A 15902-nucleotide genomic window follows, 5' to 3' on the forward strand; every position below is an offset into this window, starting at 1 on the left:
CACACTGACTACTTATCTAAAGATTCGCCAGACTTCTTAGCAATACGTACCTTTTTACCGTTCTCTACTTTATAACCTACACGAGTAGGTTCGCCAGACTTAGGGTCGATAGGCATAACGTTGGAAGAATGAATAGGTGCTTCTAGATTCAAGATTCCACCTTGTGGGTTATCTTGAGAAGGTTTAGCATGCTTCTTAACGATGTTCACACCTTCAACAAGTACACGATTCTTCTTCGGGAACGCCTCAAGGATTACACCTTGTTTCCCTTTGTCTTTTCCAGAGATGACCTTTACTGTGTCACCTTTTTTGACATGCATATTTGCCATGTTCGCACCTCCTTGACAGGGCCTTTCAATTATCTTCTATTAAAGAACTTCCGGAGCAAGAGACACAATCTTCATGAATTGATTTTCACGAAGTTCACGAGCTACTGGTCCAAAAATACGAGTTCCACGTGGGCTCTTGTCATCACGAATGATAACTGCAGCATTCTCATCAAACTTGATGTATGAACCATCATTACGACGAGCACCGCTCTTAGTACGTACGATAACAGCTCTAACAACGTCACCTTTCTTGACAACGCCGCCTGGTGTTGCTTGTTTTACCGAGCAAACAATTACATCACCAATGTTAGCCGTCTTACGACCAGATCCACCTAATACTTTAATACATAGTACTTCACGAGCACCAGAATTATCAGCAACTTTTAAACGGGATTCTTGTTGAATCATACAAACTTACCTCCCTTCAAACCAAGGATTCTATTAGATAATAACCGATTCTTCAATGATTTCAACTAAGCGGAAACGTTTATCCTTAGAAAGAGGACGAGTTTCCATAACTTTAACGATATCGCCAATTTTAGCGCTATTGTTTTCATCATGTGCTTTGTACTTTTTAGAGTACTTAACGCGCTTACCGTATAGACGATCTTTTTTATATGTTTCAACAAGTACAGAAATTGTTTTATCCATTTTGTCAGAAACTACACGTCCTGTGTAAACCTTACGTTGGTTGCGTTCCATTTTCGCAAACCTCCTTTTTAGCCGTTGTTAATTCCAAGCTCACGTTCACGCAAAACTGTTTTCGCACGAGCAATTGCTTTACGAACTTCACGAATACGGGCTGGATTATCCAATTGACCAGTCGCTAGTTGAAAGCGAAGGTTAAACAATTCTTCTTTAAGTGATTTCGTCTTTTGCTCAATTTCAGCAGTGGTTAGAGTACGAATATCATTAGCTTTCATTTGCGTCACCACCCACTTCATTACGTTTTACGAACTTACATTTAACTGGTAATTTATGAGAAGCTAAACGTAAAGCTTCACGAGCAACTTCTTCTGAAACACCAGCGATTTCAAACATAATCTTTCCAGGTTTGACAACAGCAACCCAACCTTCAGGCGCCCCTTTACCAGAACCCATTCGAACTTCTAATGGCTTAGCAGTGTATGGCTTAGATGGGAAGATCTTGATCCATACTTTACCACCACGCTTCATGTAACGAGTCATTGCAATACGAGCAGATTCGATTTGACGGTTTGTGATCCAAGAAGCTTCTAAAGCTTGAAGACCGAACTCACCGAAATGAACCTCTGTACCGCCTTTTGCACGTCCACGCATGTTTCCACGATGTTCGCGACGATATTTAACACGTTTTGGCATTAACATAATTAGTTGCCTCCTTCCTCTTTTTTCGTTCCTTTCGTTGGAAGGACTTCACCACGATAAATCCAAATTTTTATACCTAATTTACCGTAAGTTGTGTCAGCTTCAGCTGTACCGTAATCAATATCAGCACGAAGTGTGTGAAGTGGAACAGTTCCTTCATTATAATGTTCAGCACGAGCGATATCAGCTCCACCAAGACGACCAGATACTTGAGTTTTAATACCCTTAGCACCCGCACGCATTGTACGTTGGATAGCTTGCTTCATAGCACGACGGAACGAAATACGATTTTCTAATTGACGAGCGATATTTTCAGCTACAAGTTTTGCATCCATGTCTGCTTGCTTGATTTCGAAAATATTAATGTGAACACGTTTGCCAGTCAATTCATTTAACGCTTTACGTAGCGCTTCAACTTCTGAACCGCCTTTTCCGATCACCATTCCTGGCTTAGCAGTAGAAATTGTGACATTAACACGATTAGCAGCACGTTCGATTTCAATTTTAGAAACAGAAGCGTCCTTTAAGCGTTTTTCAATATACTCACGAATTTTAATGTCTTCGTGTAATAATACAGCATAATCTTTATCAGCGTACCATTTTGACTCCCAGTCTTTAATAACGCCAACTCGAAGTCCAGTAGGATTAATCTTTTGACCCACGTCTTATCCCTCCTTCTTTTCAGTTACAACTAATGTAATATGGCTAGTACGTTTGTTGATACGACTCGCACGTCCCATTGCACGTGGACGGAAACGTTTCAAAGTAACGCCTTCGTCTACAAACGCTTCACTAATTACAAGGTTGTTTGGCTCCATCTCATAGTTATGTTCAGCGTTCGCGATTGCAGAATTTAAAAGCTTTTCTACAACTGGAGAAGCAGCTTTAGGTGTGTGGCGTAGGATTGCTACTGCCTCACCAACTTGCTTACCACGAATCAAATCAATAACCAAGCGAACTTTACGAGGAGCAATACGAACTTGTTTTGCTACTGCTTTAGCTTGCATAGGATTGACCTCCTCTCTTACTTACATATTAACGTCTTGTTTTCTTATCATCAGCGGCATGACCTTTATACGTACGAGTTGGTGCAAATTCACCAAGCTTGTGACCAACCATGTCCTCAGAAACGTATACAGGCACGTGCTTACGGCCATCATACACTGCGATAGTGTGACCGATGAACTCAGGAAAAATCGTTGAACGACGTGACCAAGTCTTGATAACTCTCTTATCTTCAGTTTCATTCATTGATTCAACTTTCTTCATAAGATGATCATCGACAAAAGGTCCCTTTTTCAAACTACGACCCATGAGAAAACCTCCCTTCGTGATTGTGCTACGGTTCTAAAAAGAGAACCGCAGAGCAACCCCGTTATTTTTTACGACGACGTACAATGTACTTATCTGATGCTTTGTTTTTCTTGCGAGTTTTGTAACCAAGAGTTGGTTTACCCCATGGTGACATTGGTGATTTACGTCCGATTGGCGAACGACCTTCACCACCACCGTGTGGGTGATCATTCGGGTTCATTACTGATCCACGAACAGTTGGACGCTTGCCTAACCAACGTGAACGACCAGCTTTACCGATATTCACTAACTCATGCTCAAGATTACCAACTTGACCGATTGTAGCGCGGCAAGTAGCTAGGATGTAGCGAGTCTCACCAGAGTTCAAACGAACAAGTACGTAATCTCCCTCTTTACCTAGTAATTGAGCTTCTGTTCCAGCAGAACGGACTAATTGTCCACCTTTTCCAGGCTTAAGTTCGATATTGTGAATCACAGTACCCACAGGAATATTAATAAGTGGTAACGCGTTACCTACTTTAATATCCGCTTGTGCACCAGACTCGATCATCATATCAACTTTAAGTCCTTTTGGAGCAAGAATGTAACGTTTTTCACCATCAACATAGTTGATTAGTGCGATGTTGGCAGAACGGTTTGGATCATATTCGATCGTAGCAACGCGGCCTGGAATACCATCTTTGTTACGTTTGAAATCAATCACACGATATTGACGCTTATGTCCACCACCTTGGTGACGTACAGTTAATTTACCTTGGTTGTTACGTCCGCCTTTTTTGTGTAAAGGTGCAAGTAACGATTTTTCCGGCTTATCAGTAGTGATTTCCGCGAAATCTAATACGGACATACCACGACGGCCGGCACTGGTTGGTTTATACTTCTTAATCGCCATTTTCAGTTCCCTCCTTCTTGATTATTTTTTATACACCTTCAAAGAACTCTAATTCTTTGCTCTCAGGTGATAATGTAACGATCGCTTTTTTACGACGAGCTGTGTAACCCGTGTAACGACCAAAACGCTTTGATTTACCTTTATAATTCATTGTGTTTACTTTATCAACTTTCACTTCAAAGATCTCTTCAATAGCATCTTTGATTTGAGTTTTATTAGCACGTACATCAACTTCGAATGTATATCTTTTATCACTCATTAGATCAGTTGAACGTTCAGTAATCACAGGGCGCTTAATGATATCACGAGCGTTTGACATTACGCAAGCACCTCCTCTACCTTTTGAACGGCGTCTTTCGTAATTACAAGCTTATCATGCTTAAGCACATCAAGAACGCTAACTCCATCAGCTGTAACAAATGTTACACCAGGTAAGTTGCGCGCAGAAAGAGCAACCGCATCGTTATAGTCAGCAGTTACTACTAACGCCTTACGATCAACAGAAAGACCAGAAAGAACTGCAGCCATTTCTTTTGTCTTAGGTGTCTCGAATGATAAGTTGTCTAATACTACAATCTCTTCAGCTAAAACTTTGCTAGAAAGTGCAGATTTGATTGCTAAGCGACGAACTTTCTTAGGTAACTTGTAGCTGTAGCTACGAGGTGTAGGTCCGAATACAACTCCACCACCAACCCATTGTGGCGAGCGGATAGATCCTTGACGTGCACGACCAGTTCCCTTTTGACGCCATGGTTTACGACCACCACCACGTACTTCAGAACGTCCTTTTGTTTTGTGTGTACCTTGACGAAGAGATGCTTGTTGCATTACTACAGCGTCATGAAGCACACTTTTATTTGGCTCAATACCAAAGATCGAATCAGCTAATTCGATATCTCCAACTTGTGAACCAGTTTGGTTAAATAAAGCTACTTTCGGCATGATGTGTCCTCCTTTCTACTATTTCTTATTTTACTTTAACCGCACTTTGGATCTCTACATAGCTCTTTTTAGCTCCAGGTACATTACCTTTAACTAATAGTAAGTTACGCTCAGTATCCACTTTTACGATTTCAAGATTTTGAACAGTGATTGTTTCTCCACCCATACGACCAGGAAGTAATTTCCCTTTGAATACACGGTTTGGAGCTACAGGTCCCATTGAACCCGGGCGACGGTGATAGCGAGAACCATGAGACATTGGTCCACGAGATTGGTTATGACGCTTGATAGCACCTTGGAAACCTTTCCCTTTAGACGTTCCTGTCACATCAACTACATCACCTTCAGCGAATGTATCTACCTTAACTTCTTGACCTACTTCATACTCGTCAAGATTTACGTTACGGATTTCCTTGATGAAGCGCTTAGGAGCCGTGTTTGCTTTCGCAGCGTGGCCTTCAGCTGGCTTGTTAGCATTTGCTTTCTTTTGGTCTGCAAATCCAACTTGGATTGCTTCGTATCCGTCAGAATCAACAGTCTTCTTTTGAAGAACTACATTGGGTTCTGCTTCAATTACTGTTACTGGGATTACTTCACCGTTTTCAGCAAAAATTTGAGTCATGCCAATTTTTCTACCTAAGATTCCTTTGGTCATCCGTTACACCTCCTATAAAAAATCATATTTTATTTGCCATTTTCATATCATAATAATGAACAATCATTATTTAAGTTATATACAAGATTAAAGTTTGATTTCGATATCAACGCCAGATGGTAAATCCAAACGCATAAGCGCGTCCACAGTTTGTGGCGTAGGATTCACGATGTCAATAAGACGTTTGTGAGTACGCATTTCGAACTGCTCACGAGAATCTTTGTACTTATGAACCGCACGAAGAATTGTGTAAACAGATTTTTCAGTAGGTAGTGGAATCGGACCCGATACACTTGCACCTGAACGTTTTGCTGTTTCTACAATCTTTTCTGCAGATTGATCAAGGACTCTGTGATCATATGCTTTTAAACGAATGCGAATCTTTTGCTTTGCCATTATAGCCCCTCCTTTATCGTCCATTTTTATAAACAGACATACTCCGCGAAAATTTCCTACACCCTGCCATGGCAATGGGGCCGGGTGTGTCAGCAACCTTCCGCATCATCGCTGTCAATGATCAACATTCCACATTATACACAAAAATAAAAACCAGTGCAAGTGGAATTACTTACGCTGATCACACTTTTACTATTATATAGTGCCTAGAACAAAAAAGCAATCTCTTTTGCTATTAATTATTCATTTATTGTATTAGTAAATGCTGTAAGTCGAAACATCTGCTACAATTTATGTACAAGCATTAGAATGCGGAGGAGAAAAATGCAAAATTCAAAACGATTGCTCTGGTTTCTATCAATCGCTCAATTCTTTGTTATGCAAGTGTGGTTTAATTACTCTTCTATTATACCTGTCATCGAAGAAGAGTGGAATCTTACTTCTAGCGAATCAGGTTTTATCCTAGCGTTCTTTCATATAGGGTATGTATTGGCTGTTATCTTCTATAGTTTTTTAATTTCTACATATAACCCAAAATATTCATTTATCTTTGGTGCTTTTCTTGCGGGCGTTTCTGGGTTAGCATTTGCCTTTTGGGCTGATGGATTTTGGTCGGCGATTATGTTTCGTACACTATCAGGGATAGGGGTAGCTGGTATCTATGTTCCGGGTATGAAAATGGTGGCTGAACTATTCCCTCCAGAAAAAAGAGGACGCGCTCTTGGTATTTATGTCGGATCATTAGTTGTTGGTTCTGGTAGTTCGCTTCTCATTTCTGCATTATTAATTGATGCAGTAGGATGGCAAGGGGTCATTCTGATTACGTCCTTTTTGAGTATCACTGCAGCATTATTAATTCTACCTTTACAGATTCCTTCTTCTATTAAGCTAAGAGGTCAAACGTTAACGGTTGATAAAATTAAAGGAGTTTTTAAAAAGAATAACCTATTAATCAATGCAGGATACACCGGTCACTGCTGGGAACTATATGCCATGTGGTCTTGGATTGGACCCTTTTTGGTTTTCTATTTTATCAATAAAGGATATGACCAACAAGTTGCCTTCCAGTTAGGAAATACGACTGGGGCCTTGATTATAATTATCGGTGGGATGGCTACTTATATAGGAGGGAGATTATCTGATCAGTTTGGACGAGGCAAAACGGCAAGTCTTTTTCTTCTTATTAGTATTGCTTGTACACTATCAATTGGTTGGTTAACCTTTGTACCTATATTCGTTATGATTATCATTGCTGTCATTTATGGGTTTACAATAGTAGCGGATTCTCCTATCTATAACACAGCAATAACAGAAGTAACCGACCCTGAATTACTCGGCATTGCATTAGGCATTCAATCTGTAATTGGATTTAGTGCAACGATATTTGCACCTTTATTTTTTGGAATTCTTTTAGATCAGTTTAATTGGGGCATAGCTTTTACAGTAATAGGGATATTAACTCTTTTTGCTCCATTCTGTATGTTCGTTTTATCAAAACACCAGCAAAACAGTAAAGAAACCCACCTTATATAAGGTGGGTTTCTTTATAAATTAATTATTTTTGGATTGATGCAACAACGCCGGCACCAACAGTACGTCCACCCTCACGGATAGAGAACTTAGTACCTTCTTCGATAGCGATTGGAGCGATAAGCTCAACAGTCATCTCGATGTTGTCACCAGGCATTACCATCTCAACGCCTTCTGGAAGGTTACAAATTCCAGTTACGTCAGTTGTACGGAAGTAGAACTGAGGACGGTAGTTAGTGAAGAATGGAGTGTGACGTCCACCCTCTTCTTTTGAAAGAACATAAACTTCAGCTTTGAAGTTTGTGTGTGGAGTGATTGTACCTGGCTTAGCAAGTACTTGACCACGTTGTACTTCATCACGAGCAACCCCACGAAGAAGTGCTCCAATGTTGTCACCAGCTTCAGCATAATCAAGAAGCTTACGGAACATTTCAACACCAGTACAAGTAGTTGATTTAGGCTCTTCAGTAATACCGATGATGTCGATAGTGTCACCAACATTAAGTTGACCACGCTCTACACGACCAGTTGCAACTGTACCACGACCAGTGATAGAGAATACATCCTCAACAGGCATCATGAAAGGCTTTTCTTTGTCACGCTCAGGAGTTGGGATATAGCTATCAACAGCTTCCATAAGCTCGATGATTTTAGCTTCCCATGCTTCGTCTCCTTCTAAAGCTTTAAGAGCAGAACCTTGGATAACAGGAATGTCATCACCAGGGAAATCGTACTCAGAAAGAAGGTCACGAACTTCCATTTCTACTAATTCAAGTAGCTCTTCATCGTCAACCATGTCACACTTGTTCATAAATACAACAAGGTAAGGTACACCTACTTGACGAGATAAAAGGATGTGCTCACGAGTTTGTGGCATAGGGCCGTCAGCAGCAGAAACTACTAAGATTCCTCCGTCCATTTGTGCAGCACCAGTGATCATGTTTTTAACATAGTCAGCGTGTCCTGGGCAATCTACGTGTGCATAGTGACGGTTATCAGTTTCATACTCAACGTGTGCAGTTGAGATTGTGATACCACGCTCGCGCTCTTCTGGAGCACCATCGATAGCGTCATACGCCATTGCAACACCTTTACCAGATTTCTTAGCTAAAACTGTTGTGATTGCAGCAGTTAGAGTTGTTTTACCGTGGTCAACGTGTCCAATTGTACCAATATTGGCATGTGTCTTGGAACGATCGAATTTTTCTTTAGCCATGATTCATTTCCTCCCTTAATTGAACATAAGTATAAGTAAGTATTTTTATGGATAAGAAAGGTGATATATCCATACTTGAATAACACCTTTCTTAGCTTACAACAAAATATTATCGGAAACAATTATTAAGTCAAAAATATTATTGACCAGTTTGTTTCTTGATAATTTCTTCACCAATGCTCTTTGGTACTTCTTCATAATGATCAAATACCATTGAGTACGTTCCGCGTCCTTGTGTACGTGAACGAAGTGAAGTTGCATATCCGAACATTTCAGCAAGTGGTACAAATGCTTTTACAATTTGAGCATTTCCACGTGCTTCCATTCCTTCAACGCGTCCACGGCGAGCTGTAACGTCACCCATTACATCTCCCATGTACTCTTCAGGAATAACAACTTCAACCTTCATTAAAGGCTCAAGTAATACAGCACCACATTTTGATTTTGCATTTTTAAGTGCCATAGATGCAGCGATCTTAAACGCCATTTCACTCGAGTCAACATCATGGTAAGAACCATCAAAAAGCTTAGCTTTGATATCGATGATTGGGTAACCAGCCACCATACCATTAACAAGCGATTCTTTGATTCCTTGTTCAACAGAACCGATGTATTCACGAGGAACAGATCCACCTACTACAGCATTTTCAAATTCAAAACCTGCACCCTCTTCATTTGGAGAGAACTCAATCCAAACGTGTCCAAATTGTCCACGTCCACCAGATTGACGAACGAACTTACCTTCAACTTGTGCCGTTTGGCGGATCGTCTCACGGTAAGAAACTTGAGGCGCACCAACATTTGCCTCTACTTTAAACTCACGTCTCATACGGTCAACAATGATATCAAGGTGAAGTTCACCCATACCAGAAATAATGGTTTGACCTGTTTCTTCGTTTGTTTCAGTACGGAAAGTTGGATCTTCTTCAGCAAGCTTCGCAAGAGCCATACCCATTTTATCTTGATCAGCCTTAGATTTAGGCTCAACAGATAAAGAGATTACTGGCTCTGGGAAATCCATAGATTCAAGAATTACAAGATTCTTTTCATCACATAGAGTATCACCAGTAGTTGTATCTTTCAAACCTACTGCAGCAGCAATATCTCCAGCGTATACTGTCGAAATCTCTTCACGAGAGTTTGCATGCATTTGTAGGATACGTCCAACACGCTCACGCTTACCTTTTGTAGAGTTCTTAACATATGAACCTGAATCTAGTGTACCTGAGTATACACGGAAGAATGTAAGCTTACCAACGTAAGGGTCAGTCATAACCTTAAACGCTAGAGCTGAGAATGGCGCTTCATCAGAAGATTCACGCGTCACTTCTTCTTCAGTATCAGGAATAATACCTTTGATTGCTGGTACATCTACAGGTGATGGTAGGTAGTCAAGAACAGCGTCAAGCATAAGCTGAACACCTTTGTTCTTAAATGCCGAACCACAAATTACTGGGTAAAACTCAACGTTACAAGTTCCTTTACGGATTGCAGCCTTAAGTTCTTCCTTCGTAATTTCTTCACCTTCAAGATATTTCATAGTTAACTCTTCATCAAGTTCAGCCGCAGCTTCTACAAGTTGTTCGTGTAACTCTTGAGCTTTATCCTTGTATTCAGCAGGGATTTCTTTCGCTTCAGTACGAGTTCCAAGATCATCTTCGTAGAAATAAGCAACCATGTCGATTAAATCAATAATACCTTCGAAATCATCTTCAGCACCAATTGGTAATTGGATAGCATGTGCATTTGCTTGAAGACGATCACGTAAAGTACCTAAAGAGTAAAGGAAATCTGCACCCGTTTTGTCCATTTTGTTAACGAAAACGACACGTGGTACACCATATGTTGTTGCTTGACGCCAAACTGTTTCTGTTTGAGGCTCAACACCAGATTGAGCATCAAGTACTGCTACAGCTCCGTCCAATACACGTAATGAACGTTCTACTTCAACTGTGAAGTCTACGTGTCCAGGTGTATCGATGATGTTAATGCGGTGATCTTTCCATGCAGCTGTTGTAGCAGCAGAAGTGATCGTGATACCACGCTCTTGCTCCTGTGCCATCCAGTCCATTTGAGATGCACCTTCATGAGTTTCACCAATTTTGTGGATACGTCCAGTGTAGAAAAGTACACGTTCAGTTGTTGTTGTTTTACCAGCATCAATGTGAGCCATGATCCCGATATTACGTGTATCTTTCAAGGAGAACTCTCTTGCCATAGGGTATTTCTCCTTCCTGTTTCAATCAATTTTATTTGAAAGTTATAGATTTTACCAACGGTAGTGAGCAAACGCTTTGTTCGCTTCAGCCATTTTGTGTGTATCTTCACGCTTCTTAACCGCAGCACCTGCGTTGTTAGCAGCATCTAGAATTTCATTAGCTAGACGCTCTTCCATCGTTTTCTCTCCACGTTGACGTGAATAGTTCACTAACCAACGAAGACCTAGTGTAGTACGACGTTCTGGTTTAACTTCGATCGGCACTTGGTAGTTAGCTCCACCAACACGACGAGCTTTAACTTCAAGAACAGGCATAATGTTCTTTAGAGCTTGATCGAATACTTCCATTGGGTCATTTCCACTACGTTCTTTAACAAGATCAAACGCATTATAAAGAATCGTTTGGGCTTTTCCACGTTTTCCATCCTCCATGATACGGTTGATTAAACGTGTAACAAGCTTTGATTTGTAAATCGGATCTGGTAAAACATCGCGACGAGCGACTGGTCCTTTACGAGGCATATAATTCCCTCCTTTCAACTATTAGTAGATTACTTTTTCTCTTTTGGACGCTTAGTTCCATATTTAGAACGACCTTGCATACGGTTTTGAACACCAGCCGTATCAAGAGCTCCACGTACGATATGGTAACGTACCCCCGGTAAATCCTTTACACGTCCACCACGGATAAGAACAACACTGTGCTCTTGTAAGTTGTGACCGATACCTGGGATGTAAGCTGTAACTTCAATTTGGTTCGTTAAACGTACACGAGCATATTTACGAAGAGCCGAGTTCGGTTTCTTCGGTGTCATTGTACCAACACGAGTACAAACTCCACGCTTTTGTGGTGAAGAAAGGTTTGTTTGAGACTTCTTGAAGCTGTTGAAACCTTTGTTAAGAGCAGGTGAATCTGACTTCTTAACTTTTGCAACGCGTCCTTTACGAATTAACTGATTAATTGTAGGCATTTTATTTCCTCCTCTCATTAAGTGAATTAAGACCACTGGTCCTGGTGGTTCATCTTTAGGCAAAAGGAAAGTTTTTGCCAAACGGATGACACCGAGTGGCAAAAACATCTATTTACTTCCTTAGAGCAACAGTGGCAGCGCCAACTTCAATCCCACAAGCTTTTCCAAGCTTCTTCATTGAGTCGACATATACTAGTGGTAGATCTTTGGCTTTTGCTAATGCTTCAACTTTGTAAATAACTCGGTACTCCGCATCTTTTGCAATAAATACCTCAGAAACAATACCTTCATCAAGCGCCTTAAGCGTTTGTTTCGTACCTATTATTAGGTCATTTGCCTGTAAAACTTTTTCATAAGACATGAATCATCCTCCAAAGCAACAGGATTTCTCTCAGGCACACTAGGATATATTATCACTCTCGTAACACACTGTCAACTGTTGTTTTAATTTATTTATTTGGAGCTAGCACTTCTTCTACAACTGGTTGATCAACTGATTCATTTTCAGCTTGATCATATTCAGATGTAATATTTAAATGGCGGTAACGTGGCATCCCCGTTCCTGCAGGTACAAGCTTACCAATGATAACATTTTCTTTAAGACCAAGTAATTCGTCTCGCTTACCTTTAATAGCAGCATCAGTTAAGACACGTGTCGTTTCTTGGAATGATGCAGCTGATAAGAATGAATCTGTTTCAAGAGATGCTTTTGTAATACCTAGCAATACTGGTTTACCTGTTGCAGGGCGTTGTTGTTCAAGAAGAACTTTTTTGTTCTCATCGTTAAACTGTTGGATCTCAATAAGAGAACCTGGTAATACATTTGTTTCACCAGCATCAACGACACGTACTTTACGAAGCATTTGACGAACCATTACTTCAACGTGCTTATCGCCAATTTCTACCCCTTGCATACGGTAAACTTTTTGTACTTCACGAAGTAAGTATTCTTGAACGCCGCTCATACCTTTAACTTTTAATAATTCCTTAGGATCAATCGAACCTTCTGTGATTGGTTCACCGAATTTAACAACGTCACCAACAGAAACTTTAATACGAGCTCCGTATGGAATCGCATAGTTCTTCGTTTCCATTTCACTTCGGATTGTGATTTCACGCTTATCTCCTTCTTTGAAATCGATCACTTCTCCATCGATTTCAGAGATAACCGCTTGACCTTTAGGGTTACGAGCTTCAAATATTTCTTGGATACGCGGAAGACCTTGAGTAATATCGTCTCCAGCTACCCCACCTGTATGGAATGTACGCATTGTAAGCTGTGTTCCTGGCTCACCGATTGATTGGGCCGCAATAATACCAACCGCTTCCCCAACCTCAACGTCGCTACCAGTTGCAAGGTTACGACCGTAACACTTCTTACAAACACCGTGACGAGTATCGCAAGTGAATACGGAGCGAATGGTTACTTCCTCTACACCAGCTTCAATAATTGTTCTAGCGATGTCTTCATCAATAAGTTCATTCTTCTTGACTAACACTTCGCCAGTCTCTGGATGCTTAAGTGTTTTAAATACCACACGACCTACAAGACGATCGTATAAGTTTTCAATTACTTCGTTGCCTTCTTTGATCGCACGAACAGCTAAGCCACGGTCTGTACCACAATCATCTGAACGAACAATAACATCTTGGGCAACGTCAACAAGACGACGAGTTAGGTAACCTGAGTCAGCTGTTTTAAGGGCTGTATCGGCAAGACCTTTACGCGCACCATGAGTAGAGATAAAGTACTCGAGTACAGTTAATCCCTCACGGAAACTTGATTTGATCGGAAGTTCAATGATACGACCAGATGGATTGGCCATTAAACCACGCATACCCGCAAGTTGTGTAAAGTTAGATGCGTTACCACGGGCACCAGAGTCACTCATCATAAAGATCGGGTTACTTCGGTCAAGCGTACCCATTAATTTATTTTGAATAACATCCTTCGCTTCACTCCATACAGAAATGACTCGATCATAACGCTCTTCCTCCGTAATTAAACCACGGCGGAACTGCTTAAGAATTTTCTCAACCTTTAGCTCAGCTTTTCCAATGATTTCTTTCTTTTCAGCTAATACCACGATGTCCGCAACACCAACGGTAATACCAGCTCTTGTCGAATGTTTAAATCCAAGCTCTTTCATTCGGTCAAGCATTTTTGATGTTTCAGCAATGGCAAATTTCTTGAACACTTCCGCAATAACGTTTCCTAAGAAACCTTTCTTGAACGGTAAGACAAGTTCATTTTCAGCAAAATACTTCTTCACATCTGTTGTTGTTGGAACAATATATTTCTCAGGTGTTTCCACTTCTAAGTTAAACTGAGTTGGTTCGTTAATATACGGGAATGTTTCCGGTAAGATCTCGTTAAAGATCAACTTCCCAACTGTCGTTAGTAACAATTTATCATGTTGATCCTCACGGAATGTCGGCTTGTTAAGAGACGAAACCGGAATGGCTACACGACTGTGTAAATGGACATAACCGTTTTGATAAGCAATTAATGCTTCATTCGTATCTTTGAAGATTGATCCTTCGCCTTTAGCCGTATCGCGTTCCATCGTTAGATAATAGTTACCAAGAACCATATCCTGTGATGGTGTAACAACAGGTTTTCCGTCTTTAGGATTCAAGATATTTTGAGCAGCAAGCATTAAAATACGCGCTTCCGCTTGAGCTTCAGCAGATAACGGTACGTGAACAGCCATTTGGTCTCCATCAAAGTCAGCGTTGTAAGCTGTACAAACAAGTGGATGAAGTTTAATTGCACGACCTTCAACTAGAGTTGGTTCAAATGCTTGGATACCAAGACGGTGAAGCGTTGGTGCACGGTTTAGTAAAACCGGATGCTCACGAATCACTTCTTCTAGCACATCCCAAACTTCAGGTTGAACACGTTCTACCTTACGCTTTGCACTCTTAATGTTATGAGCAAGACCTTTACTTACAAGTTCCTTCATCACAAATGGCTTGAATAATTCAAGTGCCATTTCTTTTGGAAGTCCACATTGGTACATTTTCAAGTTAGGACCTACTACGATAACGGAACGACCAGAATAGTCAACACGTTTACCTAGTAAGTTCTGACGGAAACGACCTTGTTTCCCTTTTAACATATGAGAAAGAGATTTAAGTGGACGATTACCTGGTCCTGTTACAGGACGACCACGACGTCCATTATCAATCAACGCATCAACAGCTTCTTGAAGCATACGCTTCTCATTTTGAACGATGATATTTGGAGCCCCTAAATCAAGAAGACGCTTCAAACGGTTATTCCGGTTGATCACTCGACGGTATAAATCATTTAAGTCAGATGTTGCAAAACGACCACCATCTAACTGAACCATCGGGCGAAGTTCTGGAGGAATAACAGGAAGGACATCAAGGATCATCCATGAAGGCTCATTGCCTGAATGACGGAATGCCTCTAACACTTCAAGACGTTTAATCGCACGAGTACGACGTTGACCTTGAGCTGTTACAAGTTCCTCTTTTAATAAACCTACTTCTTTTTCTAAGTCAATATCGGCTAGTAACTTACGAATCGCTTCAGCACCCATTTGAGCATTGAATGAACGACCGTATTTATCACGGTATGTACGATATTCTTTTTCTGAAAGAAGTTGTTTCTTTTCAAGTGGTGTATCACCTGGATCTGTTACAACATACGAAGCAAAGTAGATCACTTCTTCTAATGAACGTGGAGACATGTCAAGGACTAGACCCATTCGACTCGGGATTCCTTTGAAATACCAAATATGAGATACCGGCGCAGCAAGTTCAATGTGCCCCATGCGTTCACGACGAACTTTTGCACGAGTTACCTCTACTCCACAACGGTCACATACAACACCTTTGTAACGAACGCGTTTATATTTCCCACAATGACATTCCCAGTCTTTTGTCGGTCCAAAAATACGCTCACAGAAAAGACCATCCTTTTCCGGCTTTAGTGTACGATAATTAATGGTTTCAGGCTTCTTAACTTCCCCTCTTGACCAAGAGCGGATTTTGTTTGGTGAAGCAAGACCAATTTTCATATATTCGAAATTATTTACATCTATCAAGGGGCTAACCTCCCTT

The 15902-nt window shown here is 40.8% G+C and carries 20 protein-coding genes; 1 reads left to right on the forward strand and 19 read right to left on the reverse strand.

The window, feature by feature from the left end:
* Nucleotides 1-8: 8 nt before the first annotated feature.
* The 13 genes from rplX to rpsJ all read right to left on the reverse strand — a co-directional run bounded on the left by rplX (nt 9) and on the right by rpsJ (nt 5875).
* The gene (gene rplX, locus PQ474_RS18330) at nt 9-320 is read right to left on the reverse strand and encodes a 50S ribosomal protein L24 (RefSeq protein WP_273846545.1); all 312 of its coding nucleotides are present in this window, start codon (nt 318-320) and stop codon (nt 9-11) included.
* Between the two features lie 48 nt (nt 321-368).
* Nucleotides 369-737: a 50S ribosomal protein L14 gene (gene rplN / locus PQ474_RS18335; protein WP_034631482.1), complete on the reverse strand. Its 369-nt coding sequence runs from the start codon at nt 735-737 to the stop codon at nt 369-371.
* A 33-nt stretch (nt 738-770) separates the two neighbouring features.
* Nucleotides 771-1031, reverse strand: coding sequence for a 30S ribosomal protein S17 (rpsQ, locus tag PQ474_RS18340; protein WP_273846445.1), 261 nt, complete (start codon nt 1029-1031; stop codon nt 771-773).
* Nucleotides 1032-1048: 17 nt separating this feature from the next.
* Nucleotides 1049-1252 (reverse strand): 50S ribosomal protein L29, encoded by a 204-nt coding sequence (rpmC, locus tag PQ474_RS18345; protein WP_273846446.1) that lies wholly within the window; start codon nt 1250-1252, stop codon nt 1049-1051.
* Nucleotides 1242-1676: a 50S ribosomal protein L16 gene (rplP, locus tag PQ474_RS18350; protein ID WP_273846449.1), complete on the reverse strand. Its 435-nt coding sequence runs from the start codon at nt 1674-1676 to the stop codon at nt 1242-1244. Before rplP ends, rpmC begins: the two co-directional genes overlap by 11 nt.
* A gap of 2 nt (nt 1677-1678) precedes the next feature.
* Nucleotides 1679-2338, reverse strand: coding sequence for a 30S ribosomal protein S3 (gene rpsC, locus PQ474_RS18355; RefSeq protein WP_035664741.1), 660 nt, complete (start codon nt 2336-2338; stop codon nt 1679-1681).
* 3 nt (nt 2339-2341) lie between these two features.
* A complete protein-coding gene (gene rplV / locus PQ474_RS18360; RefSeq protein WP_034745221.1) occupies nt 2342-2683 on the reverse strand; it encodes a 50S ribosomal protein L22 in 342 nt (113 codons plus the stop codon).
* 28 nt (nt 2684-2711) lie between these two features.
* Nucleotides 2712-2990, reverse strand: coding sequence for a 30S ribosomal protein S19 (gene rpsS, locus PQ474_RS18365; RefSeq protein WP_273846458.1), 279 nt, complete (start codon nt 2988-2990; stop codon nt 2712-2714).
* A 61-nt stretch (nt 2991-3051) separates the two neighbouring features.
* Nucleotides 3052-3882, reverse strand: a complete 831-nt coding sequence (gene rplB / locus PQ474_RS18370; protein ID WP_273846460.1) for a 50S ribosomal protein L2 — start codon at nt 3880-3882, stop codon at nt 3052-3054.
* 28 nt (nt 3883-3910) lie between these two features.
* Nucleotides 3911-4201 carry a 50S ribosomal protein L23 gene (gene rplW, locus PQ474_RS18375; RefSeq protein ID WP_034745215.1) on the reverse strand — a complete coding sequence of 97 codons (291 nt, stop codon included), beginning with the start codon at nt 4199-4201 and terminating at the stop codon, nt 3911-3913.
* Nucleotides 4201-4824 carry a 50S ribosomal protein L4 gene (rplD, locus tag PQ474_RS18380; protein ID WP_273846463.1) on the reverse strand — a complete coding sequence of 208 codons (624 nt, stop codon included), beginning with the start codon at nt 4822-4824 and terminating at the stop codon, nt 4201-4203. The genes rplW and rplD overlap by 1 nt, the downstream gene beginning before the upstream one ends.
* Nucleotides 4825-4849: 25 nt before the next feature.
* On the reverse strand, nt 4850-5479 hold the full coding sequence (gene rplC / locus PQ474_RS18385; RefSeq protein WP_273846464.1) for a 50S ribosomal protein L3: 630 nt from the start codon (nt 5477-5479) through the stop codon (nt 4850-4852).
* Nucleotides 5480-5566: 87 nt separating this feature from the next.
* Nucleotides 5567-5875: a 30S ribosomal protein S10 gene (rpsJ, locus tag PQ474_RS18390; RefSeq protein WP_017729599.1), complete on the reverse strand. Its 309-nt coding sequence runs from the start codon at nt 5873-5875 to the stop codon at nt 5567-5569.
* A gap of 324 nt (nt 5876-6199) precedes the next feature.
* Between rpsJ and PQ474_RS18395 the strand changes: the two genes are divergently transcribed.
* Nucleotides 6200-7408, forward strand: a complete 1209-nt coding sequence (locus tag PQ474_RS18395; RefSeq protein WP_273846471.1) for an MFS transporter — start codon at nt 6200-6202, stop codon at nt 7406-7408.
* Between the two features lie 22 nt (nt 7409-7430).
* Here the strand turns inward: PQ474_RS18395 and tuf are convergent, their stop codons facing one another.
* The 6 genes from tuf to rpoC all read right to left on the reverse strand — a co-directional run bounded on the left by tuf (nt 7431) and on the right by rpoC (nt 15886).
* On the reverse strand, nt 7431-8621 hold the full coding sequence (tuf, locus tag PQ474_RS18400; RefSeq protein WP_273846475.1) for an elongation factor Tu: 1191 nt from the start codon (nt 8619-8621) through the stop codon (nt 7431-7433).
* A gap of 139 nt (nt 8622-8760) precedes the next feature.
* Complete coding sequence (fusA, locus tag PQ474_RS18405) at nt 8761-10839, reverse strand: elongation factor G (protein ID WP_273846478.1); 2079 nt, start codon at nt 10837-10839, stop codon at nt 8761-8763.
* 51 nt (nt 10840-10890) lie between these two features.
* The gene (gene rpsG, locus PQ474_RS18410; protein WP_273846482.1) at nt 10891-11361 is read right to left on the reverse strand and encodes a 30S ribosomal protein S7; all 471 of its coding nucleotides are present in this window, start codon (nt 11359-11361) and stop codon (nt 10891-10893) included.
* A 29-nt stretch (nt 11362-11390) separates the two neighbouring features.
* A complete protein-coding gene (gene rpsL, locus PQ474_RS18415) occupies nt 11391-11810 on the reverse strand; it encodes a 30S ribosomal protein S12 (RefSeq protein ID WP_273846484.1) in 420 nt (139 codons plus the stop codon).
* 112 nt (nt 11811-11922) lie between these two features.
* Nucleotides 11923-12171, reverse strand: a complete 249-nt coding sequence (locus PQ474_RS18420; protein WP_273846485.1) for a 50S ribosomal protein L7ae-like protein — start codon at nt 12169-12171, stop codon at nt 11923-11925.
* 88 nt (nt 12172-12259) lie between these two features.
* Complete coding sequence (gene rpoC / locus PQ474_RS18425; protein ID WP_273846487.1) at nt 12260-15886, reverse strand: DNA-directed RNA polymerase subunit beta'; 3627 nt, start codon at nt 15884-15886, stop codon at nt 12260-12262.
* Nucleotides 15887-15902 lie beyond the last annotated feature (16 nt).

The organism is Halalkalibacter alkalisediminis (genome assembly GCF_028610705.1).
In the GTDB taxonomy this organism is placed as follows: Bacteria; Bacillota; Bacilli; order Bacillales; family Bacillaceae_D; genus Halalkalibacter; species Halalkalibacter alkalisediminis.